Origin of the sequence: Hyphococcus sp., assembly GCF_965228385.1 — a bacterium.
Lineage (GTDB): Bacteria > Pseudomonadota > Alphaproteobacteria > Caulobacterales > Parvularculaceae > Hyphococcus.
Genome location: NZ_OZ245810.1, coordinates 55,435 through 82,246 on the forward strand (window position 1 = coordinate 55,435; position 26,812 = coordinate 82,246).

Genomic DNA, 26,812 nt, shown 5'->3' on the forward strand with positions numbered 1-26,812 from the left:
TATGGATAATAGTGAATTAACCGCGATCATGTGAACAAATTCTTCACAGTTCACTATACTGGTGAGTTTACCTGCTTGCTTCAACCATTGCAGTGCAAAATATACTGATTTTTTGCAGCTGTCGCACGACAGTGCAGCGAAACTGACCAATTAATAATATTGGTTTGGCATGAAAGCGGCCGGCGCCTTGTTCAAGACGGTGCCGAGGATATTTGTTTGACCCAGAACGCGCTTCGCCTCTTTTAATTCATCAACCCGCGTATCGCCGCTCGCTGCCACCAGCAGCACGCAGTCGACCTTGGGAAGGAAAGCAATCGTGTCATCGCAACCCAGGAGCGGCGACATGTCGAAGATTACAACCCGGGATGAAAATCCGTTTACCGCGGTATCGATCAGTTGATCAGCACGCGCGGAGGTAAGCAATTCGGCGCCGCGCCGGGTCACACGCTCATTCGCCAATACCAAAACGTCAGGCAATTCAGGGCGCAGGGCGATTTCCCGCAATTCCTTGTTGCCCTCAAAATAATCGAGAACGGAGGGAAAATCTTTCAGACCGAGATATCGCGCCACGCTTGGCCGATAAAAATCGAGATCAATCAAGGTTGCGCGCGAGCCGCTTTTCGAACCGATCGCGATGGCGAGATTGATGGCCGTGACGGTCTTGCCGGCGCCCGATCCGGGCGAGACAACAGCCAGTGTGCGCCAGTTATTGGCTTCCATCTTTTGCAGCACGCGCGTGCGCAGAACACGATAGGCGTTCAGCACAGGGTCCTGTTCATTGGCGATAATCCGGTGTTTGCCGAAATTATTGAAGTCGCATTCCGCTGGCGCGAAGTCATAATCATGCGACGGGGCGCGCGGTTCGGGGCGCGCCGCCGCGGCAACCGCATTCGCCGCCGCTTCCTGGGAGGGAGTGACTTTGTCGCGCTCGTGCCGTGCGCGGGTAACTGCATTTCTGATGCGGTCCATGGTTTCGCCTTACGCCAAAATTCTTTTCAACTTCTTCACGCAGCCTCAGGTCGCGCCGCCGGTCGTTTACGCTTGTGTGCGTGTTTTTTCCTGCGGCCAATAAACGGCAACCGCAAACGCCGCTCCTTCTCGCCGTGAATATAGGGAATAATGGCGATCGGCTGGCCATCGAGAACGTTGGATATGTGGTTGCGGCCGCGCAAGCGGGATTTGAACATTTCAACGCCAAACGCTGTGGCGGCGCCGACGCCGATAGCCGCGACCAGCGCTGCAAAAATCAATTTCGCACGATCCGGACTGGAAGGCTCCTCAGGGTTCAATGCAGGCTCAAGAATGGAGAACTTCTCCGCTTGCTGATTTTCTTCCAGGTTTTCAGCAAGCTGGGCGTCCTGCTGTTTTGTGAGGATGTCCTGATACTCCTGGAACATGTTTTCATAGTCGCGGGTCAAGGCGGCGAGCCCGCGTTCGATTTCAGGCGTTCGTTCGATGCGCTCTTCCAACGCAATAATTTTCTGCGACGCTGAATCCGATTGCTTGTTCAGCATTCGAATCCGGTTTTCGACTACGGCTATGCGCCCTTCCAGTTGAACGCCGGCGAGATCGTTTGCGCCGCGTCGGCTTTCTTCCGTGATTCTTTCGCTAAGCGCGGTACGCGCCGCCTCGACATCGGTTTCGGCTTCCGCAATCGCTTCCGCATCCGGCTCCGGCGCCCGCTCAAGCTCGGTCAGACGATCTTCCGAAGCAGTCAGTTCGTCGCGAAGCTTTGTGATTTCCGCGCTGGGGGCCATGCGCCGTTTCAGGGCGGCGATTTCGTCCCGCTTGGCGCGCACTTCCGGGTAGGTGTCCTGATAAGTCGCGCGCAGTCGCGCCAGTTCAGACTCAAGGCGCGCCAGTTCAGAGGTCATGCTATTGTCGCCTGCGCCGCCGCTGATCAACTGGTTTTCCAGAAACCGGCGTTCTTCTTCCAGTTGCGAGATAGACGACTGGGCCGACGATAATTCACGCTGCGCGCGCTCCAGCATATCGAGATTGGTGTTGAGCTGTTCGGGGAGCGCGCCGGAATTTTCCGTTTTGTATTCGGACACCCGGTTTTCAAGCTGCGAGACGGCGTTGCGGAGCCGCGCCGTTTCTCTTTCAAAAAACTCCGTTGTATTGGACGCGCCAGTGGTGCGCGCGCGGACATCCTCGTCAAGAAACAGCGTCATGAATTTGTTGGCGACGAGATAGGCGTTCCGGGGATTGCGGTCTGTATAAGCGACGGTGAATGCAATCGTGCCGTCGCCGGAGCCGCGATTGGCGGATGTCGTAATCAAATCGACTCGCAACTGGCTGCGCATACGCTGCACACGTTCGGTTTCGGACAGTCCCAGTTCGCGGGGGAAGAGATTATGCTCATCTGCGACTTGCAGAAGGCGGTTTCTCGTCATGACGCGCTGGCGGATTGTCTGGATCCGTTCCTGGGCGTAGGCGTTGATCGTCGAGCGTATGAATTCTGTCGGGATTTGCTGGGATTCAACAAGAATGGTGCCCTGCGCCGTATATTTGGCCGGCAGCAGCATGACTGTAATGACGCCAATAGGGGCGATCACCAGCGCCGGAATCAGAAAATATAATATCCTGCGCTTGAGGATAATCAGTGCGTCTTCAAGGGTAAATTCATCGCCCATGATGCGAACATTCCATTCTTCTTAAGGCCGCATGGCCATAAATCCCAACGCCGTGCGAACCTTTTCGCGACGCTTAATTTGCAAAAAATACGCCGTATTCAAGGCTGTTAACCACTCGGCGATTTATTGCACAGAACTGTCGGTAACCTCTTAACGTAAGTTTCGTTCCATTTCGCCTTTTCACGATATTTCTAGAGGCGCATGTTAAAACAACATGTTAAAGCCAATCTTAGCAAATGCAGCATGAGCGAGACAGTAAAATCGAATGGGCCATAGCGGATTTGACCAAAATCGCCGATTTTTCCTCGGGATCATAATTGTAAATTATCGCACGCCCGCGCTGGTGGAGACATGCCTCGCCTCGCTTGAGCCGCAACTGGCCGAGATCGACGCCGGGGTCGCTATCGTCGACAATGCATCAGGCGACGGATCGTTTGAAAAATTAACGCGCTATTGCGCCGCATCGACGGTTGAAAACCGTCTCAAAACGGTTGCGGCCCCGAAAAATGGCGGGTTCTCCGCCGGCAATAATGTTGGTTTTGACGCGATTTCTTCGGAATATGTCCTGCTTTTGAATAGCGACGCGATCGCGCGCCCCACGGCGCTGGCGGCGCTGGCGCGCGCGGCGGCGGATAACGGTGAGACTGCGATTTTCACGCCACAGATAGTTTCAACCGCAGGCGAGCCGTTAGTCTCCCGTTTCCGTCGTCATTCCCTGATCAGCGAATTTGTGGAGGGGGCGCAAACCGGCCCGGTTACTAAGCTATTTCCCGCCGGCGAAACCCCGATTTTTCCGGCGGATGAAACGACCAGTCCGGATTGGGTGAGCTTCAGCGCCGTGATGATCCGGCGCGGGGAGATCGACAAAGCTGGTCCAATGGATGAGGGCTTTTTCCTGTATTTCGAGGATTGCGAGTATTGTCTGCGCCTGAAAGCGCAAGGCGCAAATATCAAATACGTTCCGGACGCAGTTTTTGAACATGACGCGGGCGGCACGACGAAACTGCGTGAAAAGCAGGGCGCGGGCGCGCGGTTGCCGGGATATTACTATCGTTCGCGCTCGCGCTATTTTCGTCAATTATATGGGCCGGCGGGCCCTGCTATCGCCAATATCGCATGGGGACTAGGCCGCGCCCTCGCCCGCTTACGCGGGCTTGTCGGGCGCCCGGCGCCCCGGGTGGCTGAAAGCCGCGCCCGCGATATCTGGATCGGGTGGCGCGGCGACCGGGCTTAATTATCCGGGTCGAACTCCTGGGTAATCGGAGCGTCCGCAGGCGGAATGTACTTCGGCAGTTTGGGCTGTAGATCGCGCATGTATTCTTGCAGTCTTGCTTCCGCCACATCCTGCGACTCTTCTTGCAGGATCGGCGTCATAATCCGGATCATCGCGCCGTCCGTGCGCCGGATGCGTACGGCGTCGAAAATCAGCAGGAATTTCATGACGAATTCATTGGCGATTTTGCGTCCGCGCTGGTCATACCAGTAATAGACGAGCTGCCGCATGCCTTTATTTTCTATGATAATCCGGTTGTAATGAAACGTCTCGCCGGTTTCGAGCGTGATCGGCTCGATATCGTGATTTGTAATCTGCCATCCGCCGCCGGGAATACACTGACGCGGTGAATGCCAGCTATGGCCGTGTCGCTGCATATTGAGATAAGCGATATAGAGATTGAAGTGTTCGCCCTCAGGGTTGGTCATATTGGAGACGATAAAATCGTCTGCGCCCAACACGTTCAATGTTTGCGCATCGATTTGTTCGATCTGGGTGTCCCACCCTTGGAATTCGTAGGGAAGCGTTGCGAGATCATCGCGCTCCGGCACTTTCAGGATATTCGATACGCCGAAATGAACGTATACGCCTGCCGCGAGAATTAGCGCCAGCGATATCAGCGCGTTACGAATAAATATGGGCGCCGCCCATGGTTTGGCGGGTGTTACCGGTTCAATGTCCGGCATGGCGAGTAAATCGGCGGCTTTGTTTTTATTGCCTGTTGCTTTGGCCAGAATAACGATGACGGCGAACAGCATCGCCAGACAAAACAGGAATACAACCCAGCCTTCAAACATGTGGATGAAGCCTTCGGCGTGTTCAGTGCCGAATTGCTGCACCAGAATGCCCGTAACCGCGATGCGTACGCTGTTCATGAAAATCGTGATGGGAATCGTTGAAAGAAAAACGATCGCGCGCTGCCACAGCGGCGCTTTGTACAGATACGCCGCCAGAAACCCGAGACTTAAAAAAGGAAAGAGATATCGAAGCCCGCTGCACGCTTCGGCGACCTGAAGTTTGTAGTCCCCGAGATCGATAATGTTTCCGGTCAGGAGCACCGGAATTCCAAGCATTTCGATCATCCCGACGCCAAGCTGTGAAGACCAGAGCTGGAATTGCTGAGACAGAACCGTGATGGCCCAATAAGGCGGCGGCACCATGAACAGCAGAAAACCGATCGGCAGCAAGGAAAGCCGGAATATACTCCAACCGCCAAGCGCCAGGGCCAGGGATGAGAAAAGCAGCAGCATCGCCAGCTGCTGAAAGATCATCAGCGATGTCACGGTCAGTTCGGAAAGAATCAGCACGATCGACGAAATCACTACGCCCGCGAGCCCCAGAAGCTCGGGCCGGCCAACGCTCTTTTGCAGCGCGTCCTTGCGGGACCAGAGCATCCAAGCCGCGATCAGCGGCAGAAAATAGCCGTGGCTCAATTCCTGTTGTTCGCCCCAGCGCTTGAAAAGATTTTCAATGCCCCCCGCATAAGCGAACAATATCGCCAGCGCCAACGCGCCGATGAGATAAAAAGGGCGCAATTCGAAACTTGCGCGGGACGGCGTCGTCGTGGGCATTGTCGCATTTGACATAAATAACTGATTGAACTTTCGGTGTATGGCTGCGCGCGCCGTTGTGGGTACTGGTTTCGATGAATCATGACAAATCAGCAAAAAAGGCGCCGCGGATCAATCGACATCGGCGTGATGTGGCGTACTTTCGTCGTTTTTGCTGCGGCGTTAACGCTACCGGACTCCTGTTTCCTTAAAGCTGTTTTTGAGAATTTCATAGCGTAAACAGTTGGTTACCGAGATGTTGCGCGAATGCGTCCGGCCATAGTCGCTCGCTTTTTCAAACAAAAGTATGGTTAAAGACATCTTTTGGGTGAATCTGGCCTCATGTTTGCTCTTCAAATTGCGCGTAGTGCGGCAAGACTTTATTTACGATAAACCCCGTTCCGAACTGATACGATGCTTTCGGTGTTTACCGTAATTGACGGTATTGAAAGACAAATGGCAGAGCCGAACCTTTATTCTAACTCTCAACCGGACATGCTGGACGCAGGACGTTCAGACGATCGCACGGTTTCCTTCGAGCGCGATGATTTCGACCGGGACGTGTGGTGTCTGATGGGACTGCCCGTTGATATCGCCGATATCGACCGGGCCGTGGCGTCTATCGACAGGGCTGTGCGGGATGGCGCCCGTCTTTCCTTTGTGACGCCGAATGTCAATTTTCTAGTCCGGGCCTTACGGGATCAAAAAGCGCGCCGGGAAATTATAAACGCGGATCTCAGTCTTGTAGACGGCGCGCCGCTGGTGGCGATGGCGAAACTTCTCGGCGTGCCCGTGACGTCCAGGGTCGCCGGATCGGATCTGTTTGAGGTGCTGCGCCGCCGGCCGGGATTTTCGGGTCGCAAACTCCGGGTCTTCTTTTTTGGCGGCCGGGACGGCGCTGCCGAAGCGGCTGCAAATGCTGTAAACAAGGAAAAAGGCGGGATCGAAGCCGCGGGATTTTACAATCCGGGTCATGGCGACGTTGACAGCATGAGTACGGATGCGATCATTGAGCGGATCAACGAAACGTCTCCTGATTTTGTAATGGTGGCGCTGGGCGCGGCCAAGGGGCAGGCCTGGATCGAAAGAAACCGTGACAGATTGACGGCCCCGATAACGGCACATCTGGGCGCCGTGGTCGATTTTACGGCGGGCGGCGTCGCACGGGCGCCGCGCTGGATGCAGCGGACCGGCCTGGAATGGGCGTGGCGGATAAAAGAGGAGCCCTCCTTGTGGAAACGCTACTTTTTGGATGCTCGCGCCCTTTTGATGATTGCTGCAACCCGGCTCGCGCCGCAAATGACAGGGCGGCGCAAATCAGGCGGAACAAAACCCGCCGCTTTTATTGAACGAACAGCGGGCTCGGTTGAAATTATACTGTCTGGCGATCTGACGCACGGCGCCTTGCGGCCTGTCCGGGATGCATTCAGAACCGCCGCGGCCGAAGGACGTCCCGTTTGCCTTAATTTTACGAAAGTCCTGTCTTTTGATCGTGCTTTTCTAGGCCTTGTCCTGATGTTGGAGAAAAATCTCGCCGCCAAGGCGGCGCAAATATCGTTGAAAGGGTTGGCGAAAGCGCAAAACAGGACGTTTCGAGCGAATAATATGATTTATAGCACTGGCGGCGATAGCGATCACGGCCATGCGGCGGATATGCCGCCGGCCCGACAGGCGGCGGTCTGAGCGCTGCAGCGCATTGTAAGGAACAAACAACAGTGGCAAACGAGACGCCACAGGAGCAGGGGTATTATCCATGACGGTTAAATTAAGCAGGGTTGAACAGTCGATTAAGAGAAACGGTCTGAAAAGTCTGATGGCGGCGTCCCTGCTGGCGCTCGCGGCTGCATGCGCCTCTCCAGAAGAAAAAGTCGAACGGTATTATGAAGATGGGCAGGAGTTTCTTGAAGAAGGCGAACTGCCAAAGGCGTATATTCAGTTCCAGAATGCGCTCAAAATCAATGAAGAGCATGTGCCGTCCATGGTTGGACTGGCTGAAATCGCCGAGGACCGGAACGATTTTCAATCGATGTTCGGGATTTTGCAAAATATTGTTCGCCTCGATTCCACCCAGGTCGATGCGCAGATCAAGCTTGGCAAACTCTATCTGATTGGCAGCGATGAAACCGCCGCGCTTGAACAGGCGGAGAAGGCGCTGGCGCTAGAGCCTGACAATCTGGATGCAAAAGCTTTGAAAGCCGGCGTGCTGTTAAAAATCGGCGACAACGCCAGCGCTGTTGAGCTGGCGCGCGAGGTTGTGGCTGAAGATCAGGCGAACGCCGAAGCGGTTACGGTGCTTGCGACCGATCGCTCCGTTTCAGGCGATCAGGAAGGCGCGCTCGAAGAAATTAACAAGGCCCTCGCCGTCGATCCTGAAATCGCCATGCTGCAATTGCTCCGCATCCATGTGCTGCAATCCATGGGGCGGCAGGAAGAGTCGCTCGACGCATATGCGGAACTGATTGACCTCTTTCCGGAACAGTCCGCTTACCGCCGCGTCTACGCGCAGGAGCTTGTTCGCCGCGGCGATTTACCGGCTGCGCGCGACCAACTGGAAGAGATTGTTGCGCTTGAGCCGGATAACCTCACAGCGATCATCAATGTCGTCCGGCTGATCAAGCGTGCGGACGGAACCGACGCTGCAGAGGCAAAGCTTCGAAGCTATCTGGAAAGCGCGCCGGAAAACACCGATCTCCGATTTGCGCTCGTGGATTACAACATCGAGGAAAATGATTTCGAAGAGGCGCGTTCGCTGCTGGACACAATGGCCAATTCTGACGATCAGGACATTGCGTTAAGAGCGAAAAACAAAATCGCCGCCATCATGCTCAAAAACGGTGAACGCGATCAGGCGCTGACATTGATTGATGAAATTCTGGAAGCCGATTCGCGCAATACGGATGCGCTCCTGAAAAGCTCGGCGCTGTTAATCGATCAAGAGGAATACGATCAGGCCATCGTCAATTTGAGAACGGCGCTCGATAACAGTCCAGATTCTCACGACGCCATGATGTTGATGGCGGCGGCGTTTGAAAAGCAGGATAATTTCAGCTTTGCGCAAGCCGAATATGCAAAAGCATTCGAAGCGAGCGATCAGGCGGCGCCTGTGGCTCGACAATTCTCAAGATTCCTGCTGCGCCGGAAAAACCCCAATCGCGCCGAAGAAGTACTGGTGGATTCTCTCGCCGCAAATCCTGAAGATGTCGAAAACCTTAAATTGCTCGCCTCGATCCGTCTGGCGCGCCAGGACTGGCGCGGCGCGGAAGAAGTCGCAACCATGCTTGAGCGCGTTGAAAATCAGGATGAGCTTGTCGCCAATATTAAATCCGCTTCTTTTGTGGGGGCGGGCGATTATGAAAGCGTGATCGAGAATTTTTCTCCCGATGCATCCAACTTGCCGCTTGAGAGCCAGCCGCTCGCCGCGCTGGTTACATCCTACATTCGCACTGAACGCATCGATGAAGCGGAAACGCTGTTGAATCGTATTATTGCGACTGACGAAGACAATTATTCTGCGCGGCTATTGCTGGCGCGCATCCATGGACAGCGTGATGACGAAGAGGCGTATGTTGCGTCGCTGGAAGAGGCGGTGGCGCGCGCGCCTGAGCGGCCGGAAGCTTATGAACTGCTTTACCGGCATTATCTCGGCCAGAGAGAGATGGACAGGGCCGCAGCGCTGATCGAAGACGGTCTTGAGGCGGCCCCGGACAACAGCGCAATGCGTGTTTTCAAGGCGGACGTATTGATTACGCAAGGAAATCGTGAAGAAGCGCTCGATCTGTACGCAGATCTTATTGATGAGCGCCCGAATGACCGGATTATCGCCAATAACTTTGTCAGCCTGTCAAGCGATTTACGTCTCGACGAGGCCAGCATTGCGCGCGCCCTTGAAGCGGCGAAAACGATTGAAGATCTCGAAAACCCGTTTTACCGCGATACGGTAGGTTGGGCGTATTATCGCGCCGGCGAATATGAAAAAGCTGTTGAGTATATTGCTCAGGCTGTCGAGGGCGTGCCGCAAAATCCGGAGATGCTTTATCATCTGGGCGCCGCGCAATTCGCCAATGGCGATGAAGACGCGGCCCGCGCCAATCTGGAAAAGGCGCTGGAACTGGGCGGAGAAGAATTTCTGTTTCAAGACGAAGCCCGCGCAGTGTTGGACCGGATGTAATTTTAATCGCGGCCTCGCCGCGCGCTGAAGCGCCAGAGTGTTCCCGCAGACGCCGATTGGAAGCTTTTAGAGCATGTACGAACAGTTTTTCGGTCTCTCGGAAAAGCCGTTTTCCATTCAGCCTGACCCTTCTTTTCTATATTGGGGGCGCACGCACAGGCTCGCCTATGCAATGCTGGAATATGGCGTGCTCAATTATGCAGGCATTTCGGTAATTACTGGCGAAGTCGGGTGTGGAAAAACGACTCTCGTTCATCGTCTGCTGGATCAGCTGTCCGATAGTCACACGGTCGCCCTTTTGTCGAATGTGCAGGCGGGCCGCGGCGACCTTTTAAGCTGGGTGCTGATGGCCTTTGGCCAGCCTTTTGAGAAAAACAGCCACGTTGCGTTGTTCTCTCAATTGCAGAATTTTTTCATCGGAGAATATGCAAAAGGAAAGCGCATTGTACTGATTATCGATGAGGCGCAAAATCTCTCAGTCGATATGCTTGAAGAGCTGCGGTTGCTTTCAAACATCAACGCCGGCAAAGACCAACTTCTGCAGCTAATTCTGGTTGGCCAGCCTGAACTGAAAGATGTTCTGAACAGGCCTGAATTACTGCAATTGACGCAGCGTGTAGGGTCGGACTTTCATCTGACGCCGCTGAGCCGCGATGAAGTGCAGGCCTATATAGAAACGCGGCTTTCCATCGCGGGCTGCCGGCGGCGCATATTTACAGAAAGAGCGATTGATCAGATCGCCGCCCAATCGCGCGGCGTTCCGCGCGTGATCAATGTCATCGCCGACACCGCGCTGGTATACGCATTTTCAGCCGAAGACCTCGTTGTCGGCGTTGAAACGATCCGGAATGTCATTCGCGACAAGAAGGCCTATGGTGTTTTCGGCATTGCGTCTGACGAAAATGCTGCGCCGCCAATCTCGCCTGCGAAAAAAGAAGGGCCGAGCGCTTTTGTAGATGGCGACGATCGGCCGCCAGAGCGACACGCATCTCAGGAAGAAGCTCCGCCCCGTTCTGGCGTTACGCAATCCAATGGCGCTGCGGCAAACAGCGAAGCGACGGAACGCCGCCGCCAGCCGCCCCCGATCAAAACTGTATCGGATGTGCAATCCCGTGCTGTGCGGGAAACGCCTGCGACAAGCGCGAATTTTGGCGCGGAGACGAAAACCGCTGTACGCGCGAAGAATCCGGCGCCGTCGCGAGATACAGCGCCAACGCCCGCCCCGACGGCAAAGCCTGTTGAAACAGCGTCGCCTTCAACAGGCGTCATTGTTGTTAGCGATAATCCAAAAGTTTCGCCGGAAGCCGCCATTCGGTCGGTGGCTGACAGTCGCGCCGTTGTTTTCGCCCCGCTTTTCCCGATGGCTGAGGCGGCGGCGGTTGCGAGAAAAGCGGGCGCCGTTGTTGTCGAGAGCGATGTCAGACCGCAACAGACGGTTGGCAGGGCGCGCAATGCCGGTTACCGGCAGATCAAGAAAATTGCGCCGCATTTGAAGTATATCCAGTTCATGGATGCGGATATGGCTGTCGATCCCGATTGGATAAACGCCGCCGAGCGTTTCATGGAGCGCCGGCCTGAAGTCGCCGTTGTGGAAGGCGCCATGCGCAATCAGCCGGGCCATAATTTTCATTTCGCAACGCTTTCTGAACTGAAAAATAGTGAAACGCCGGGAGAGATCGTCGCGACAACAAGCGGCGGCGCCCTGGTGCGCGCTTCTGCTTTCGAAGCGGCGGGCGGATTTCGCGGCGATTTGATAACCTGGGACCTGGAAGATTTGTGCATTCGCCAGCGCCGGCGCGGGTGTCATGTCTGGCGTCTTGATTCCGGCATGCTGATACGAAATCCGCAAAAAGCGACGTTGCGATCATGGTGGAAAAATGCGCTGCTGCGCGGGTATGACAATGCTTACGCGATGTCTATTCATGGCGGTCCGCCGGAGCGGCAGGGCGTGTCGCAAACAATACAGGCTGTGTTGTGGGGCTGTGTTTTTCCGGTAGTTATCGCGGTTATCGCCACGCTCGGCGGGCTCGCGGCATCCATGCTTGCGCCCATGACGCCGGCACGATACGTCGCCGCGGGAATCATCGCAGCCGGGATTGGCGTGTACATGATTAAATATCTTGCAAGCGTGCTTCGCCGCGGGATGTTTCGTCCGTCTTCATGGCGCAATGGTTTTTACGCCGTGTTTGGCAGGTTTGCCGAATTTTTCGGCGCCTTGCGTTTCTGGACCAGCGGTTCGAGGCCCCAGGGTTAACACCGCATGGACACTGTTTTCGTCATACTCTCCGCAGGCCTGGCGGTCGCGGCGCTTTTTCTCGCGGCTTTTCTATTCGTTGAAGTCATCGCATCGCTCCCGCGCCCGGCCAATGCGGCGCGGCGCGCTCTGACGGGAAAAATTGCCGTCATCATCCCGGCGCACAATGAATCTTCTGTCATCGGCGCGACACTGAGCAATATTCAACAGCAATTGAGTGACGGCGACAGACTTATAGTTGTTGCGGATAATTGTAATGACGATACAGCAGAAATCGCCCGGCGCGCGGGTGCGCAGGCGGCGGAACGAACGGATGCGGACAAGCGCGGCAAAGGCTACGCCCTGCAATTTGGAATCGACATGCTGCGCGCTGCGCCGCCGGACATTGTTGTTCTCGCCGATGCCGACTGCATGTTCGAAGAGGGCGCGCTGCGCAACATTGCTGCGATGGCCGAGCAAAGAGATCGGCCCGTTCAGGCGCTTTACCTCATGAAAGCGCCGATAGGGGCCAGTCCGCGCTTGCAGGCCGCCGAATTTGTCTGGGGTTTTATCAATCATACGCGGATGCTGGGGCTGCAAAGGCTATTTGACGTGACTCGGTTCACAGGCTCCGGCTTCGCCATTCCATGGCGCCATATAGAGAAAGTTCCACTGGCGTCCGCAGAGATTGTCGAAGACCTTTCGTTGACATTCGACCTGACGCGTGCGGGCGCTGCGCCGGTGCTAGCGCCGTTGCAAATTGTCGAAAGCGATTTCCCGGTGGGCGAGCGTGCGCTCGCGCGGCAGGCCGCCCGCTGGTCGTTGGGCTCATTGCGCTACAGTGCAAAATCAGGACTGTCTTTGATAGTAGAGGGCGTTAAATCATCAAACAGCCGTCTTGTCGGCGCCGCGATCGATCTATTAATTCCTCCCCTGACGATCTTCATCGGCCTGCAGGGCGCAATTGCGTTGTTGGCGCTGGGCGTGTGGCTGTTCACCGGTGTGTCCTGGCCATTTGCGGTTGTTTGGTGGTCCTTGGCGCTCACGGCCAGCGCTGTCGTTATCGGATGGGCGCGCCATGGACGCGATGCGCTGCCGCCCTCGTCGCTTGGCGGGCTTGTCGCGTTTCTTGCAGCAAAAGCAAATGTCTTTGGCCGTTCCGGCCGCGAAAGCGCAAAAAACTGGACGCCAACGCGCGGCGGCGATGATGCAGGAAACGGCGCGTGAAAATTTCGCAAGATACAGTCGGCTTTGTCGCTATCGGGCGAAATGAGGGTGAGCGTTTCAAGCGATGCCTCGCCTCGCTGATGCGCGAAGGCGACCGGATTGTTTATGTGGATTCCGGCTCCACTGACGGCAGCGTCGCCCATGCCGAGCGCGCCGGCGCGGCGGTTGTCCGGCTCGACACTCAAATTCCGTTTACGGCGGCGCGCGCGCGAAACGCTGGCTTTGCAGAACTGGCGCGACGATGGCCGGATACGAAAACCGTGATGTTTATCGACGGCGATTGTGAGATCACGGAAGGGTTTGTGACTGCCGGTCTTGAACGTCTGACCGGACAAAGCGATATTGGAATTGTTACGGGAAAGTGCCGCGAGCGCGATCCCGACGCCACTGTCTATAACCGGCTGTGCGAAATTGAATGGAACGGACCTGTCGGCGAGATAGAAGCTTGCGGCGGCATTTTCATGACGCGTGCCGATATTTTCCGGTCTGTCGGCGGATTTAACGAAAAAATTATCGCGGCGGAAGACGATGATTTTTGTATTCGCGTACGCGCGCTTGGCGAGCGAATTGTCCGCATAGACCATGATATGTGTTTGCATGATGCGGATATGCGCCATTTCGGGCAATGGTGGCGGCGAATGGTAAGAGCCGGGCACGCTTTTGCCCAGCTCGGTGACATTCACGGCGATTACTTCAAAGCCGAGCGCCGTCGCGCCTGGGGCTGGGGGCTTCTCCTGCCGGCAATCGCCCTTGTTGGCGCGCCCGTGTCGGGCGGTTGGACGCTTTTGCTGTTTGGGCTTTATCCGCTTTCATTCTGGCGTACGCGCGGCAATCTCATAAAAGACGGACAGCAGCCAAATCATGCAATGCTGGGCGCCGCGTTTCTGACGCTGGCGAAATTCCCCAATCTTCTGGGCATGATTCAGTATCGACTCAAAAAAATGACCGGAAACGAAATCGGGATTGTTGAATATAAATGACACAACCAACTATCAGAGCGGCGCTCCTGGGCGCTGGGTATATTTCAAGCTGGCACGCGCAGGCGATTAAACGCGCGCATGGCGTTGAACTGACCGGCGTATGTGATGTGTCGCGCGGCGCAGCACAGGCCTTGGCCGATGCGCATGGCGGCGTTCCCGTGTTTGGTTCGCTCGACGAGATGCTTCAGGCTGGCGTCGCTGACGCCATTCATATTTTGACGCCGCCGCATCTTCATGCCGAGGCTGCCGAAACAATCATTAACGCCGGCGTCGCCGCCTTCGTGGAAAAACCTTTCGCCCTGAGCGCAGCCGATTGCAGCCGCCTTGATCAACTGGCGAACGAAAAAAACGTGGCGCTTGGCGTCAACCACAATTTTCTGATGCTGCCGTCATACGACAAGCTGAAACGGGACATTCAGCGCGGTGTGATCGGGCCGATAGATACGTTTGAGGCAAACTGGCAGTTTCCGTTGCCGCCACTGCGGTCGGGGCCTTTCAATTTGTGGATGCTACGCGAAAGCGGAAATCTTTTATTTGAGCTCGGGCCGCATCTGTTCGCGTTTGTCGCAGATATTTTTGGCGAACTGGAAGACATTGCTGTCGATCTGAAATACCCGATCGCCATTCCCGGCGGCGTAAAGCATTATCAGGGATGGCGTATAACGGGACGCGCCGGCGACGCGTCGATCACTGTGAATATTTCTCTGGTGGAAGGCGCGGACAACCGCAGCATCGCTTTGCGCGGACTGGGCGCGCGCGCGCGATATGATTTTGCACAGGATATTTATCAGCTCGAACGCGCCGCAATGGGGGACATTGTCGTTGGGCCGTTTTCCCAGCAAATGTCCGCCGCAGGCCAGGCGATGGGCGCCGGCGCCGCCAACACATTTCGTCAACTAAAATCGCTGAACGCGCTTGCGCCTTACGGTCTTTCCATCCAGCGCGCCGTCGAGCGGTTTTACCACGGGCTCAGCCGAGGTGAACCAGTCGACCGGCGTCTCAGCGCGGGACTTGCCGCGAAAGCGACGGCGATGATCGAGACGGTGTTGAAGGCGGCGGCGCCAGATCTCGAACAAATAGACCATGAGGATAAACCGGCCCCGCCGGCAAACGGGAAAACCATGCTGGTGATTGGCGGTACAGGATTTATCGGAAGGGCGCTGTGCGACGCGCTTTTTGAGCGCGGCTATAATGTGAGAATTTTCTCGCGCGGCTCGGGCGGCGGCATGGCGCGTCAGGATGGGCGCAGTTCCGTATACACGGGCGATCTAAAATCCGATGATGATTTGCGTGACGCGATGAATGGCGTGGACGGTGTTTTTCATCTCGCCAAAGCGACGGAATCAAGCTGGCGGGGCTATCTGGAAAACGATGTCGCGGTGACCCGCCGGATTGGCGAGGCGTGTATCGCCGCCGGCGTCAGGCGCCTTGTTTACACCGGCACGATCGATTCCTATGACGCCTCACAGCCTGATCGCCCAATAACCGAAGAAACGCCGTTTGATCACGATCTTGAACGGCGCAATCTTTACGCGCGCTCGAAAGCGGCTTGTGAAGAAACGCTGAAAGAGTTGGCGGACACTCAAGGTCTGCCGCTTGTGATTGTTCGTCCGGGCATTGTGATCGGCAAGGGCGGGCCGCTCCAACATTGGGGGATCGCCATGTGGCGCGGCGCCACAGCGTGTAAAATGTGGGGCGACGGGCGCAATATACTGCCTTTTGTACTGGTGGACGACGTTGCGGACGGTCTTGTCTTATCCATGGAAACAGCAGACGTCGAAGCGCGGTCATTCAACCTGATTGGAGACCCCATGCTAAGCGCTCGCGATTATTTCACCGCGGTGGGAGAGGCCAATCGCGTCAATATGCGCGCCCAGGCGACGCCAATCTGGACCTATTATATTGTCGATGTGGTCAAATACTGGCTGAAACGCGTCCTGGCGAAGAAAAGCGGCCTGACTAAACCCAGTTTCCGGGACTGGAAATCGCGCGCCCAGCTTTCTCCTTATGAAAACAAAACAGCAAAATCTGCGCTGGGCTGGACGCCGGAAAGCGATCGCAACGCTTTCATTAAACGCGCCATCGGCGATGCAAACCTGTTCGGTATATATACTTCGAAGACTGATTAACGCGGAATTATTTTGAACGTTCGCATTCTTTCCCGCGTAGGAAACACTTTGTTATTTTCTATTGCCAAAGAAAAAACGCCGCGGCTTTGTTCCATTAATATCAAGTAGGAAATGCAGAAATTCCGCCTCATTTTGAGATTGCGGACAAATCGAACAACCCCCGCAACCTCATCTTTTCTGTAAGCGCGTAGCTTTTTGTCTGTGTCGTCAATGACGCAAAATAATTTAGCATGGGCGCGGGCAAATTATGAGTTCTGGTGTTGGCGGCAATCGCAATTTCACGTCGTTAAATCTTGGCGACATTTTAGAAGCTTCTCAGGCAGGACTGATTGCATCGCCGCCAAAAACGCGGCGCCGCAAGCGCCGGAAAAACCTTGCCAAGTCCTTAACGCAAGCCAGTATGATAGCGCCTTTACTTGCTGCGGAAGGATGCCTGACGCTGGGCGGGCGCGGCGGGCCCATCGCGCAAACAAACGATGACCCGGCGCCGGCCGGGGGAGGCGTCCCGCCAGCGACGCCCCCGGTTGACGAGCCCACTACGGCGCCGGTTGAAACGCCATCTTCGCCAACGACCCCGCCCACCACTTCGCCAGCGCCGATCCAGGCGGCCGATGACGATAATTTCGGCGTTCACGCAAATACAACTCTGCAAATTGCGCCCGAAGACCTTTTGGCGAATGATTTCCATGCGCCGGGCGTATCAGTTGAACTTGTTCGCGTTTTCGGCGCATCGAACGGCGCGGTCATGTTTCATGACGGCGTTATTCATTTCACGCCGGACTCCGGTTTTGAAGGCGTCGCCACATTTCGCTATGAAGTCCGCGACAGTGACGGCAATTTGAGCGAAGCTGTCGTCGAGGTTGAAGTTGGCGCGCAAGACCAGAACGGTGATGCTGGCGACGGCGGACAAGATAATGGCCATAATGGCGGTCATGATAACGGCCATGGCGGCGGCCATAACAATGGTCATGACAATGGCCATGATGATGGTCAGGGCGGCGGCGATAGCCACGACCCGGCGACCGGCGGCCATGGCGCCCATCCGCATCCGGACGATCCCGCGAAAGCAGAAGAACACATGGCCGTGCTCGCCATTGTTGCTGTAGCGGACGCAACGCATGTCGCCGTCAACAATGGATCATGGTTCGATCCGTCGACATGGCGCGACGGCCAGGTGCCGGGCGCCGGCGCCAAGGTCGTAATCCCTGAAGGCGTTGAAGTCGCCTATGACGGTGAAAGTCCGGTTTCCCTGTTCACTGTACGTGTAGACGGCGCGCTGGAGTTTGCAACCGACGTCGATACTTTTATGGAAGTCGATACGCTTGTTGTTGCGCCGGCGGGACGGATGACGATCGGCACGATCGATAATCCGGTGGCGGTAAATGTCGAGGCGGTCATTCAGATCGCCGACAATGGACCTATCGACACCAATTGGGACCCTATGCTGTTCTCGCGCGGCGTAATCAGCCATGGCGATATACAAATTCACGGCGCGAAGAAGGAAGCATTCCTGAAAGTCGCCGCTGACCCGATGGCCGGCGACACTTCATTGACCCTGCAGGAAGCCCCGGACGGCTGGAAAGTCGGCGACAAGCTCGTTTTGACCGGCACGCATCTGACGGATTCCGAAAGGGCGCCCGCCGGTCAGCCGCGCAATGATACGACAGAAGACGAGGAACTGGTAATCACGCGTATCGACGGAAATACGATCTATTTCGACAAACCGCTGGTTTACGATCACGAAGGGCCGCGCGCCGATCTCAAGGCGTATGTGGCGAATTATTCGCGCAATGTCCGGATTGAAACGGAAAATGCGGACAGTGTGCCCAATCACCAGCGCGGCCATGTCATGCTCATGCATTCCGATGAAATTGACGTGCGCTATGCAGAGTTTTTCGAACTGGGCCGCACTGATAAATCAGAACGCGCATTCGATGTCGCCGATCTTGCGAATGTAGACGCCGACACGAATATAAAGGCGCGGTATTCATTGCATATCCATCGCGCAGGCGTATCTGATCTGGACGATCCGGCCATGCTTGTCGGTAATGCGGTCTGGGGCTCGCCCGGTTGGGGTTATGTCCATCATGACTCAAATGCAGTCCTGGCCGACAACGCTGCTTATGATGTTTACGGCGCTGCTTTTGTCGCCGAGACGGGCAATGAGACAGGCCGCTGGTCCCACAATATTGCAATAAAATCCATCGGCAACGCCGGCGGCGCCAAATGGCACGAAGACGTTCAGGCGTTCGACCTTGGCCGGACAGGCGCAGGTTTCTGGTTTCAGGGCAGGCTTGTAGACGCAATCGACAATGTCGCCGCCAGTGTTCCGGGCGGGCACGGTTTTGTATACATGTCCCGAGGCAACGGCGCTATTAAAGTGAATCCCGCTACAGCCGACTGGTCGGAATCGCTGCGCTACATGGATGAAGTTTACATAAATTTTCCTGTCATATCGCAATTTGACGGCAATGAAGCCTTTGGCGTGAAGACCGGCTTGGAAGTCATCAAGGCCGGGCCCGAACAGTTCAGCGACCTGCGTTCTGTCATTGAAGACTTTACCGGCTGGGAAGTCAGCAACGGCATTCATCTTCAGTACACCGCGCATTATACGCTGAAAGATATCGACCTGGTGGCGACGGATCAATCCAGCGGGGGCCGTAATCCGAACAATGGAATCTTGCTCGACATCAACTCGTTCGATAATACGATAAACGGCGCTACTATTGCCGGTTTTGACGTAGGCGTGAACGCTGCAAAATCAACGATCAATCTGAACTTCCCGTTTGACGGAAATTTCGGCCAAGTGATTATCGATGTGAAGGTTGAGGGTGCGCTACTGGACTTTAAAAACCTCAGTCCTGCGCTCGGCGATATTTTCCTGACCGGCGACCAGCTCACGGCGGGCCGCCTCGATTTCGATTCGGATTTTGACTATATCCCGGTTACTCCGACGCCCGAATCGCGCGGTAAACTTGATTTGAGCGGCGTTAAAACTGATTCCGTCGGCGAAGCAGTCGTCTCTCCCAGCTGGGATCCAAATCGTTTTGATTATTTCACGATTAAAAATGCGGTTGAGGAAGAAGGCTACTGGACATTGCCCGACGGCCGGCAGGTCACTGTCATCGACCAGTATTTCGCCGACCGCGCGACCGGCGTCGTGGACAAGGTCAGCGTTTTCGTAGAGTGGGAACGCGATTTCAGTACGTTTGACGTCGCGCCCGAATATCACGGCGTGCTTGATCTCGACAGCGACGCGCCAGTGGCGAGAGGCGATTTCGCCACGGTCGACGCCGACGGTTTTGTTGATATTGACGTGCTCGCCAACGATTATGATCCCGACGGGGACGATATCAATATTGACGGCATTTGCCCGCCCACAAACGGCGCGGTGTTCGTCAACGACGACGGAACGTTGCGCTATGTGCCGGACCCCAATTTTTCAGGCACGGATACGTTTATGTACTGGGTTGAAGACGATCACGGCAACTTCACCAAAGGCGTCGTCAATGTGACGGTTGAGATTTAAGCGCCATCCGCCATTCTGACATGACAGTTTCATCGGTCTCGATGTTCACGCGCGCCGCATGATAACGCTTTAATTTCGACGGGCTCAGCTCAGCGAGCGCCCAGACGGCGGCGCCGCGCACCAGCGGGCTCTCGTCGTCAAGCAAATTTTCCGCTGCATCGGCTAGCCCGGCGTCGTTTGAATTGCCGATTGCGATCAGCACGTTCCTGATAAATCTGTTGCGGCCCGTCCGTTTGACCGGCGAACCGGAAAAGAGCTTGCGGAAAGCAGCGTCGTCAAGCGAGGAGAGATCACGCAATGCTGGCGCGCGCAATTCGTTTCGAGCGTGAAAAGCGCCTTCGCGCGCCGTCTCTGCGAACTTGTTCCAGGGACACACGGCAAGGCAGTCGTCGCAACCGTAAATGCGGTTGCCCATGGCCTTTCTGAATTCGTGCGGAATGGGCCCGGCGTGTTCGATCGTCAGATAGGAGATACAGCGCTTGGCGTCTAACTGATAAGGGGCGGGGAATGCGTTTGTCGGGCATATATCAAGGCAATTGCGGCAAGTGCCGCAATGATCAGTCTCTTTATCGTCGGACCTGATATCCGCGGTTGTGAATATCGCGCCGAGAAAAAGCCAGGAGCCGAATTCGCGCGAGACAAGGTTCGTGTGTTTGCCCTGCCAGCCGACGCCCGCCTGTTCTGCCAGCGGTTTTTCCATTACTGGCGCGGTGTCGACGAAAACCTTCACTTCTACATCGTTTTCAATTGCGATCTGCCGCGCGAGGCGCTTCAGCTTTTTTTTGACGACATCGTGGTAATCGCGGTTTTGTGCGTAGACGGATATAACGCCGTTGTTTTTGTGTTCCAGCGCCCGCATCGGGTCGCTGTCAGGTCCGTAATTGACCCCAAGCATGATGACGCTCTTGGCGTGCGGCCACAATGATCTGGGGTGCGCGCGCTCATTGGCGCGATTTTCCATCCATGCCATGTCGCCATGGCGGCCAAGGTCGAGAAAATGCGTCAAGCGTTCGCGAACCGATGACGGCAGGTCCGCGCTTGTAAATCCGACTGCGTCAAAACCGATTGCCGCCGCCGACTGCCGAATGCGGGTTTCAAGATCAACGCTGTCTTTTTTCATCAGAAATCAGGATCGTCGTAATGTGCAGGCGGGGGCACGCCGTCGATCCGGTCTCGCAGGATCGGCCGCAGACTCGGGCGGGATTTCATGCGCGCATACCATTCCTTGACCGCGGGAAATTTCTCCCAGGGAACAAGATCGAGATAGTCGAGACAGGATAGCTGCGCCGCCGCGGCGATATCGGCGACAGTGTACCGCTCGCCCGCGAGCCAGTGGCGCTGATCGAGCAGCCACGCGGCGTAATCGAGATGCCAGACGAGGCAGTCCGCACCGATCTTGAGGCGTTCATAATCAGGCTGGCCGCGCCGCATCAGGCGTTTATCGATTCGCTCGCGCAGCGTATTGTCAGACACCTCGGCGTCGAATTTTTCCACGAACCAATGGGTCAGGCGCCGCGTTTCTGCTCGGGCCGCCGAGGTGGAGGGTAAGAGCGGACTGTTCGGATAAGCGTCCTCAAGATACTCGGCGATAGCGATGCCCGGGCAGACCGCCAGATCGCCGCCCGTTGGCGGCTCGTCCAGCAGCACCGGTATGGTTACCGCAGGGTTAACGGCGGAAAGGGCGCCGTCTTCGTCATCCCAGGGCCGCTTTTCCACAAATTGCGCCGGTAGCCCTTTCTCCGCAAGCATGATGCGGATGAGCCGTGAAGCCGGGTCAAGCGGCATGTGAAGCAGTGTTCGCATGGTCTCCTACATAACAGGCCCGCTGTCAGGACAAAGCCGGAATCGGGTTTTTGCGGCGATTTTCCCGTTTAAGGCGAGTGAACGGCAGATGACTTGCAACGCGACGCTTCGACAGGCGGCAAAACCGCTGATTGGCGCGAAGGCAAGGCAGAGGCTGTTTCAAATGGATACGACCCGCAACGCTTATGAAGAAGACGTCCCGCAAGTGAGCTGGCGCAGCGCCGCCCCCCGTGCGCGGGCGGCCGCCATGGCGATATACGCCTGGCGAGAGCCAGGCTGGTCATTTCTGTGGGCGATTGCTGCAGCGCTGGTATTTGCTGGCGCAGCGGCTTTCTCGCCCGCGTTGTTAAGTCTTACGCCGACGGCGGATATGATCGCCCCGGTGGCGGAGGCGCGAGCGGCGCTGGCCGGAGAGGCGGCCCTGGTTAACCATGATGCGCCGTTATTCTTGTTTCTCTTGATGGGCGCGGACATTTTCGCCGATGCGCCGGGACGGGTGCATCTCGTCGCCAAAGCGCTGGGCGCAATTCTGGTGCTCTATCCGCTCGCTTATTTGTCTGCTTCACGATTTCCCGCTCTCTTCGCCGCCGTTATCACCGGCGCTTTTGGCGCCTATGCTGCGGCGCCGTTTTCAGGGCCTGCGGAGTTGGGACTCGCCATTTTCCTCGTCAGCGTTCTGTCGTTTCTTTCGGTATCCGCAGATGAATCAGTCGGCAGGGCGCGCTTTGAAGGGGCGCTGGGCGGCGCTGGACTTTTTGCCGTGTGGCTTCTCAACCCGGTTTTCGCTCTTGCCGGTTTCATTGTCCTTTCCGCATGTCCGTTCATCACGGGCCGGTTCGGATTACAGCGATACGCGACAGCCCTTGGACTGTTCGTTGTCTTCGCAATCATCGTTGAGGTGTTTGCGCCCGGCATGAACGGCGCGCGCGCGGCGGCGGCGTCCGACCTATTGCAAATGAAGGACGGCGTGACCGGCGGTGAAAGCGCGCTTGGCCTTGGCGGCGCGGCTTATGCCGCGATGCTGGTGATATTTTCCGCCATGATTTTCGGCGGCCAGGCGCACCGGCGCAATTGGGCGGCGGCGGCGGGATTGATGATCGCCGGATTGATAGCAGCGCGGATAACGGGCGCCAACGCGCTGCCGGTTTTCGCCATGTCGGCGGGGCTTGCCTGCTTTTCGGTATCATCACCGTTTTACGACGGGCTTTTCCGCGATCACGACCGGGCGAGCGTCGCCACGGCGTTGACGGCGGCGGGGCTGACCCTGTTCTGGACTTTGGCGATTGCAGTTCACGCCGCCGGCCAGTTTTCATTGCAATACAGCGCCTCGAAAAAAGCGCCGGAAGACATCCGCAGCGAGTTGGCGCTGGTGCAGCCGGGCGGACCGACCATTGCAAAATGGGTTGAAGAGGGGCGTTTTTCCACGCCGGAGGCGCGGGAGTTTTTCGCCCTGACGCCGGTTGATCAGTCTGCGATGCTTTTGGAGGCGGCGGCGCGCGCACGCGTGTTTGCGGCGGAAGGTCTTAATGTAGCATTTTTGACCGGCGCCGATACGGCCTGCGTGCTGGCCCGAAAACGCGATTGCCATGCGGACGGTCCGGCGGCGGCGAACGCTGCTAATGTCGTTTTCGTTCCCCGCCTCGACATGGACCCGAAAACCGCAGCTGCTAAAGGCCGTTCCGAGGCGCTTCTCTACACGCAGTTTCAAATGGTGGAGCGGACGGCGCTGTGGGATATCTGGGTGCGGCGCGGCACGCCGGCCCCGGCCAATCTTTTTCCGGTGAATGAAAGGGGAATGTATCGCTAGGCGATTATACGGAACAGCCGGCCCGCAAGAAGCATTGCTGCTCAGATCCGGCGCGGCGTTGCTGGTTTCTAACGGCGCCGTTAACAGCTTCCGGTGCGTTTAGCGCGGACGGCGACGCGCATTCGCTCTATTGCTTTCATACCGATCCGTAATTGCGCCGCTTCAGCCGCTGACATTGAGTCTGTTTTGATTTCGGCTTCAAGTTTCATACGAACATCAATCTCGACATTGTCGCTGGCGATAGCGCCGGTATAGGCAAAATGGCTCATTCCGTCCGCAAGCTTGCGATCCACAGGGCAGATGATGTCTCCTGAGATCGCGTTTCCTTCCCGCGTCTGCTGGTGCGACGCGCATGCGGGATGTATTAAATATGCGTATTTTGCAAGCGTATGCGGGAAAGCGTTTGTCTCACCTTTTTGCACGCATATCGAATTGGGCGCTTTTTCTTCATCTATCTTAATAAGGCCTGAACCGGACCGGGTGATTTCATACCGGCCTGGCTCCAGATCGACCGGCGCCTGGTCGGCGGCGCCGGGCTGTTGCGAACAGCCAGAAGCGATCGATGCGATTATGCTGGCGGCCAATGCGCGCACGGGTCTGGTAAGTCGGCTCATCTTAACGCTTTCAGGTTGCGGGTTTCGCCTGAAAATCTAGCTATGCGCCATTAAGAATCGCTTTCGCGCATCTCGCCAATTGCGGCGTAGCGAGTGGTGAAACCGAAACGACTTTGACGAGCGTGTGCTCGCCCCAGCTGTTGCGTTAGTTTTTTCCCCAGGCGATGAAATGCGGGTTGTCGTAGCCCCGGGACTTTTTTCCGTATAGCAACGGTTCGTTTTCAGGATGCGTGACCACGCGCCCGCCAGCGGCTTCAAGGACCGCCTGGCCGGCGCCGGTATCCCATTCCATGGTGCGGCCGAAGCGCGGGTAAATGTCGGCGACGCCCTCCGCGACGAGACAGAACTTTAGAGAAGACCCGGCGGCGGTAAAGTCGGCGACGCTCAACCCGTTCAGATATTCGTCCGTCTCTGGCGAACGATGAGAGCGGCTAGCGACAGCGATCAGGCCTTTTGAAGGCGCAGTGCGTGCGGTTATCGGCGCGCGCGGGCCCATGGTCCCGTCTTCATCGATCAGGGCTTTCCATGCGCCTTCGCGTCCGCCGGCGAAAATAAGATTTGAGGCAGGCGCATAGACCACGCCGAATACGGATTTGCCGTCCTCGATCAAAGCGATGTTTACAGTAAACTCACCGGTGCGGTTTACAAACTCTCTTGTGCCGTCCAAGGGGTCCACCAGAAAGAACTGCGGGCCAAGATCCTCAGGAATATCGCCGTCAGAGGCGCTTTCCTCCGCCAGCACCGGTATGCCGGGCGCAAAATTTTTCAGGCCGGCCAAGATGATTTCTTCGCCCAGACGGTCGGCTTCCGTGACGGGGGAGGTGTCGTTTTTTTCGTCAGTTTTGAAATCGCCGGCGTATATTTCGAGCGCAGCGGCGCCGGCATCCAGTGCGATCGCACACAACGCATCGGCGAGGACGTCATCGGTGAGTGAAACTTTTGTCATAAAGACGCATTGATAAGGACATTGCGAAAAACGCAACTGGCGATTTGCCGCGCTTTGGATTCTACCGAAATGCGATGATCGTGAACCCTGCGCACTGTTTTGGTGTTATTCCACTGGCGGGCAGGACATCTTGTACAATCCAGCCCTCATCGGCGAGCTGATTCAAGCGTGACTGTAGGGCGGCGGCTGCGGCCCGGCCATAGTCGCGCTCATCGGCGACAAGACCCAGCGGGCGCGATTTCGCGTCCCGCCAGCTTACATGAAAGGCTGCAAACTGTTTCGACATGGCACAGATTATCCTCTGGTCGCATGATAGCCCTAATCTTGCAGGTAAACTATTCAAGCTTCGGGCCGCGCTTCATTACACCATAGGATATTGCAGGCTCTGCGAGAGTAGGGAATAAGAACGGATAATGGCAGATCCTGGATTGAGCAGCGCAGACAGTTTTTCGACCGACGGGGTTCGCCGCCGCGCCCCTGTGGCGCGCGCGCTTTTTGGCGATGTCGTGCAGTTTATCGACTTCATGCTGATTATTTTCACCTCGGTCGGTGTCGCCTATCTTTATCACACTTACGGGTTGCAAACCGAATTCGATTTTCAAAGCTACGCGGCGGCGGGCATTCTCGGAGCGACAGGCTTCACGACCTTGATGCGCCGTGACGGCTATTACGAGTTTGAACAGCTCACTTCCGCCGACGGATCGTTACGGGCTGTGATGTCGCGCTGGGCGCTGACGGCGCTGGGATTACTGGCGTTCGGGTTTGCGCTGAAAATCTCCGACAGTTTCTCGCGCGTTTGGTTGTTCGCCTGGTCGGCGGGCGTTCTTGTTTCCGTCATCGGCGTACGATTTGCCGCCGTGGCTTTTGTCAAGCGCACCAGCCGGGACGGCGGCGTTTTTGCGCGCCGCGTCGCCATAGTCGGCGCAACCTCTTTAGGCGTTAAATTCGCCGAGCGCGTAAAAGACTCTCCGATGGGAATTTCCATCGCCGGCGTTTATGATTCAGGATTGAAAGACAACGGGGATTCACATCTCGCCGGGGCGAAAGGCGCGCTGGACGATCTCGCCATCGCGGCGCGAAACGGCGTGATCGACGATATCGTCATCGCCGTGCCCCGCGCTGCGCCGGAAGAGATGGCCGCTCTTGTGCGGCGGCTTTCCATTTTGCCGGTGTCCATTGCAATCTGTCCGAACATCCACTGGCTCGATCATCTGGGCGGCGCCATCAACAATGTCGGCGGCGTCAGAGTTTTGTCGTTGTACCGCCGGCCGCTGGAAGGCTGGGGCGGCGTTCTCAAGACCATCGAGGATTACGTACTGTCTTTGCTCGCAATCGTGCTTCTGTCGCCGGTCATGCTGGCGATCGCAATTATCATCAAGCTTCAGGGCAAGGGCCCGGTTTTGTTTGCGCAGCAGCGCCACGGGTTTAATAACGCGGTTTTCAAGGTCTATAAATTTCGCACCATGACCACCGCCGACGATGGCGATGTGGTTGAACAGGCGAAGGCCGGTGATCCGCGCATCACGCCGGTAGGCAAAATCCTGCGGCGCTACAGTCTTGATGAGCTGCCGCAATTGTTCAACGTGATCAAAGGCGACATGTCGCTGGTCGGGCCGCGGCCCCACGCCATGGCGCATAATCATCAATATGCGCGGATGATCGAAAACTATTCCGGCCGCCACAAGGTCAAGCCGGGCATCACCGGCTGGGCCCAGGTAAACGGTTTTCGCGGCGAGACTTCGGAAACCGAACAGATGGCCGACCGTGTTCGCTTTGACCTTTCTTATGTCGATAACTGGTCGCTCTGGTTTGATATTAAAATCCTGATTTTGACAGTTCGGGCGGTGGTTTTTCCCCAAAACGCCGTTTAAGAGCAGATTTAACAACCCGGCGCGCCGTTTACTGGCGACGCCGCCT

General features: G+C 56.5%; 18 protein-coding genes. 10 read left to right on the forward strand and 8 right to left on the reverse strand.

Going from position 1 to position 26,812, the window contains the following annotated elements:
* Window positions 1-150: 150 nt before the first annotated feature.
* Together ACQK2Q_RS00245 and ACQK2Q_RS00250 are read right to left on the reverse strand one after the other, a co-directional pair.
* Window positions 151-969, reverse strand: coding sequence for a CpsD/CapB family tyrosine-protein kinase (locus ACQK2Q_RS00245; RefSeq protein ID WP_425407747.1), 819 nt, complete (start codon window positions 967-969; stop codon window positions 151-153).
* Between the two features lie 35 nt (window positions 970-1,004).
* Window positions 1,005-2,636, reverse strand: a complete 1,632-nt coding sequence (locus tag ACQK2Q_RS00250) for a GumC family protein (protein ID WP_425407748.1) — start codon at window positions 2,634-2,636, stop codon at window positions 1,005-1,007.
* A gap of 265 nt (window positions 2,637-2,901) precedes the next feature.
* Here ACQK2Q_RS00250 and ACQK2Q_RS00255 point away from each other — a divergent pair, with 265 nt between their 5' ends.
* Window positions 2,902-3,870, forward strand: a complete 969-nt coding sequence (locus ACQK2Q_RS00255; protein WP_425407749.1) for a glycosyltransferase family 2 protein — start codon at window positions 2,902-2,904, stop codon at window positions 3,868-3,870.
* On the opposite strand, the gene xrtD is transcribed toward ACQK2Q_RS00255, so the two are convergent.
* The gene (xrtD, locus tag ACQK2Q_RS00260) at window positions 3,867-5,495 is read right to left on the reverse strand and encodes a VPLPA-CTERM-specific exosortase XrtD (protein WP_425407750.1); all 1,629 of its coding nucleotides are present in this window, start codon (window positions 5,493-5,495) and stop codon (window positions 3,867-3,869) included. The genes ACQK2Q_RS00255 and xrtD overlap by 4 nt on opposite strands.
* 420 nt (window positions 5,496-5,915) lie before the next feature.
* Between xrtD and ACQK2Q_RS00265 the strand changes: the two genes are divergently transcribed.
* From ACQK2Q_RS00265 to ACQK2Q_RS00295, 7 genes are all read left to right on the forward strand, one after another.
* Window positions 5,916-7,142, forward strand: coding sequence for a WecB/TagA/CpsF family glycosyltransferase (locus tag ACQK2Q_RS00265; protein ID WP_425407751.1), 1,227 nt, complete (start codon window positions 5,916-5,918; stop codon window positions 7,140-7,142).
* A gap of 70 nt (window positions 7,143-7,212) precedes the next feature.
* Complete coding sequence (locus ACQK2Q_RS00270) at window positions 7,213-9,627, forward strand: tetratricopeptide repeat protein (RefSeq protein ID WP_425407752.1); 2,415 nt, start codon at window positions 7,213-7,215, stop codon at window positions 9,625-9,627.
* 73 nt (window positions 9,628-9,700) lie between these two features.
* Window positions 9,701-11,881 (forward strand): AAA family ATPase, encoded by a 2,181-nt coding sequence (locus ACQK2Q_RS00275; RefSeq protein WP_425407753.1) that lies wholly within the window; start codon window positions 9,701-9,703, stop codon window positions 11,879-11,881.
* A gap of 6 nt (window positions 11,882-11,887) precedes the next feature.
* Complete coding sequence (locus tag ACQK2Q_RS00280) at window positions 11,888-13,087, forward strand: glycosyltransferase family 2 protein (protein WP_425407754.1); 1,200 nt, start codon at window positions 11,888-11,890, stop codon at window positions 13,085-13,087.
* Window positions 13,084-14,067, forward strand: a complete 984-nt coding sequence (locus ACQK2Q_RS00285; protein ID WP_425407755.1) for a glycosyltransferase — start codon at window positions 13,084-13,086, stop codon at window positions 14,065-14,067. The genes ACQK2Q_RS00280 and ACQK2Q_RS00285 overlap by 4 nt, the downstream gene beginning before the upstream one ends.
* Complete coding sequence (locus ACQK2Q_RS00290; protein ID WP_425407756.1) at window positions 14,064-16,196, forward strand: NAD-dependent epimerase/dehydratase family protein; 2,133 nt, start codon at window positions 14,064-14,066, stop codon at window positions 16,194-16,196. Before ACQK2Q_RS00285 ends, ACQK2Q_RS00290 begins: the two co-directional genes overlap by 4 nt.
* 247 nt (window positions 16,197-16,443) lie before the next feature.
* Entirely contained in the window at window positions 16,444-19,725 is a 3,282-nt protein-coding gene (locus ACQK2Q_RS00295) for an Ig-like domain-containing protein (protein ID WP_425407757.1), read from the forward strand.
* On the opposite strand, the gene queG is transcribed toward ACQK2Q_RS00295, so the two are convergent.
* Window positions 19,703-20,845 carry a tRNA epoxyqueuosine(34) reductase QueG gene (gene queG, locus ACQK2Q_RS00300; RefSeq protein WP_425407758.1) on the reverse strand — a complete coding sequence of 381 codons (1,143 nt, stop codon included), beginning with the start codon at window positions 20,843-20,845 and terminating at the stop codon, window positions 19,703-19,705. The genes ACQK2Q_RS00295 and queG overlap by 23 nt on opposite strands.
* Window positions 20,845-21,528: a glutathione S-transferase family protein gene (locus tag ACQK2Q_RS00305; protein WP_425407759.1), complete on the reverse strand. Its 684-nt coding sequence runs from the start codon at window positions 21,526-21,528 to the stop codon at window positions 20,845-20,847. Before ACQK2Q_RS00305 ends, queG begins: the two co-directional genes overlap by 1 nt.
* Before the next feature lie 163 nt (window positions 21,529-21,691).
* Here ACQK2Q_RS00305 and ACQK2Q_RS00310 point away from each other — a divergent pair, with 163 nt between their 5' ends.
* Window positions 21,692-23,335 carry a hypothetical protein gene (locus ACQK2Q_RS00310; RefSeq protein ID WP_425407760.1) on the forward strand — a complete coding sequence of 548 codons (1,644 nt, stop codon included), beginning with the start codon at window positions 21,692-21,694 and terminating at the stop codon, window positions 23,333-23,335.
* An 80-nt stretch (window positions 23,336-23,415) separates the two neighbouring features.
* Here the strand turns inward: ACQK2Q_RS00310 and ACQK2Q_RS00315 are convergent, their stop codons facing one another.
* The 3 genes from ACQK2Q_RS00315 to ACQK2Q_RS00325 all read right to left on the reverse strand — a co-directional run bounded on the left by ACQK2Q_RS00315 (window position 23,416) and on the right by ACQK2Q_RS00325 (window position 25,181).
* Window positions 23,416-23,949: a DUF3617 family protein gene (locus tag ACQK2Q_RS00315; protein ID WP_425407761.1), complete on the reverse strand. Its 534-nt coding sequence runs from the start codon at window positions 23,947-23,949 to the stop codon at window positions 23,416-23,418.
* 145 nt (window positions 23,950-24,094) lie between these two features.
* Complete coding sequence (gene cysQ / locus ACQK2Q_RS00320) at window positions 24,095-24,895, reverse strand: 3'(2'),5'-bisphosphate nucleotidase CysQ (RefSeq protein WP_425407762.1); 801 nt, start codon at window positions 24,893-24,895, stop codon at window positions 24,095-24,097.
* 61 nt (window positions 24,896-24,956) lie between these two features.
* On the reverse strand, window positions 24,957-25,181 hold the full coding sequence (locus tag ACQK2Q_RS00325) for a hypothetical protein (RefSeq protein WP_425407763.1): 225 nt from the start codon (window positions 25,179-25,181) through the stop codon (window positions 24,957-24,959).
* Window positions 25,182-25,308: 127 nt separating this feature from the next.
* Between ACQK2Q_RS00325 and ACQK2Q_RS00330 the strand changes: the two genes are divergently transcribed.
* Window positions 25,309-26,766: an undecaprenyl-phosphate glucose phosphotransferase gene (locus ACQK2Q_RS00330; protein WP_425407764.1), complete on the forward strand. Its 1,458-nt coding sequence runs from the start codon at window positions 25,309-25,311 to the stop codon at window positions 26,764-26,766.
* Window positions 26,767-26,812 lie beyond the last annotated feature (46 nt).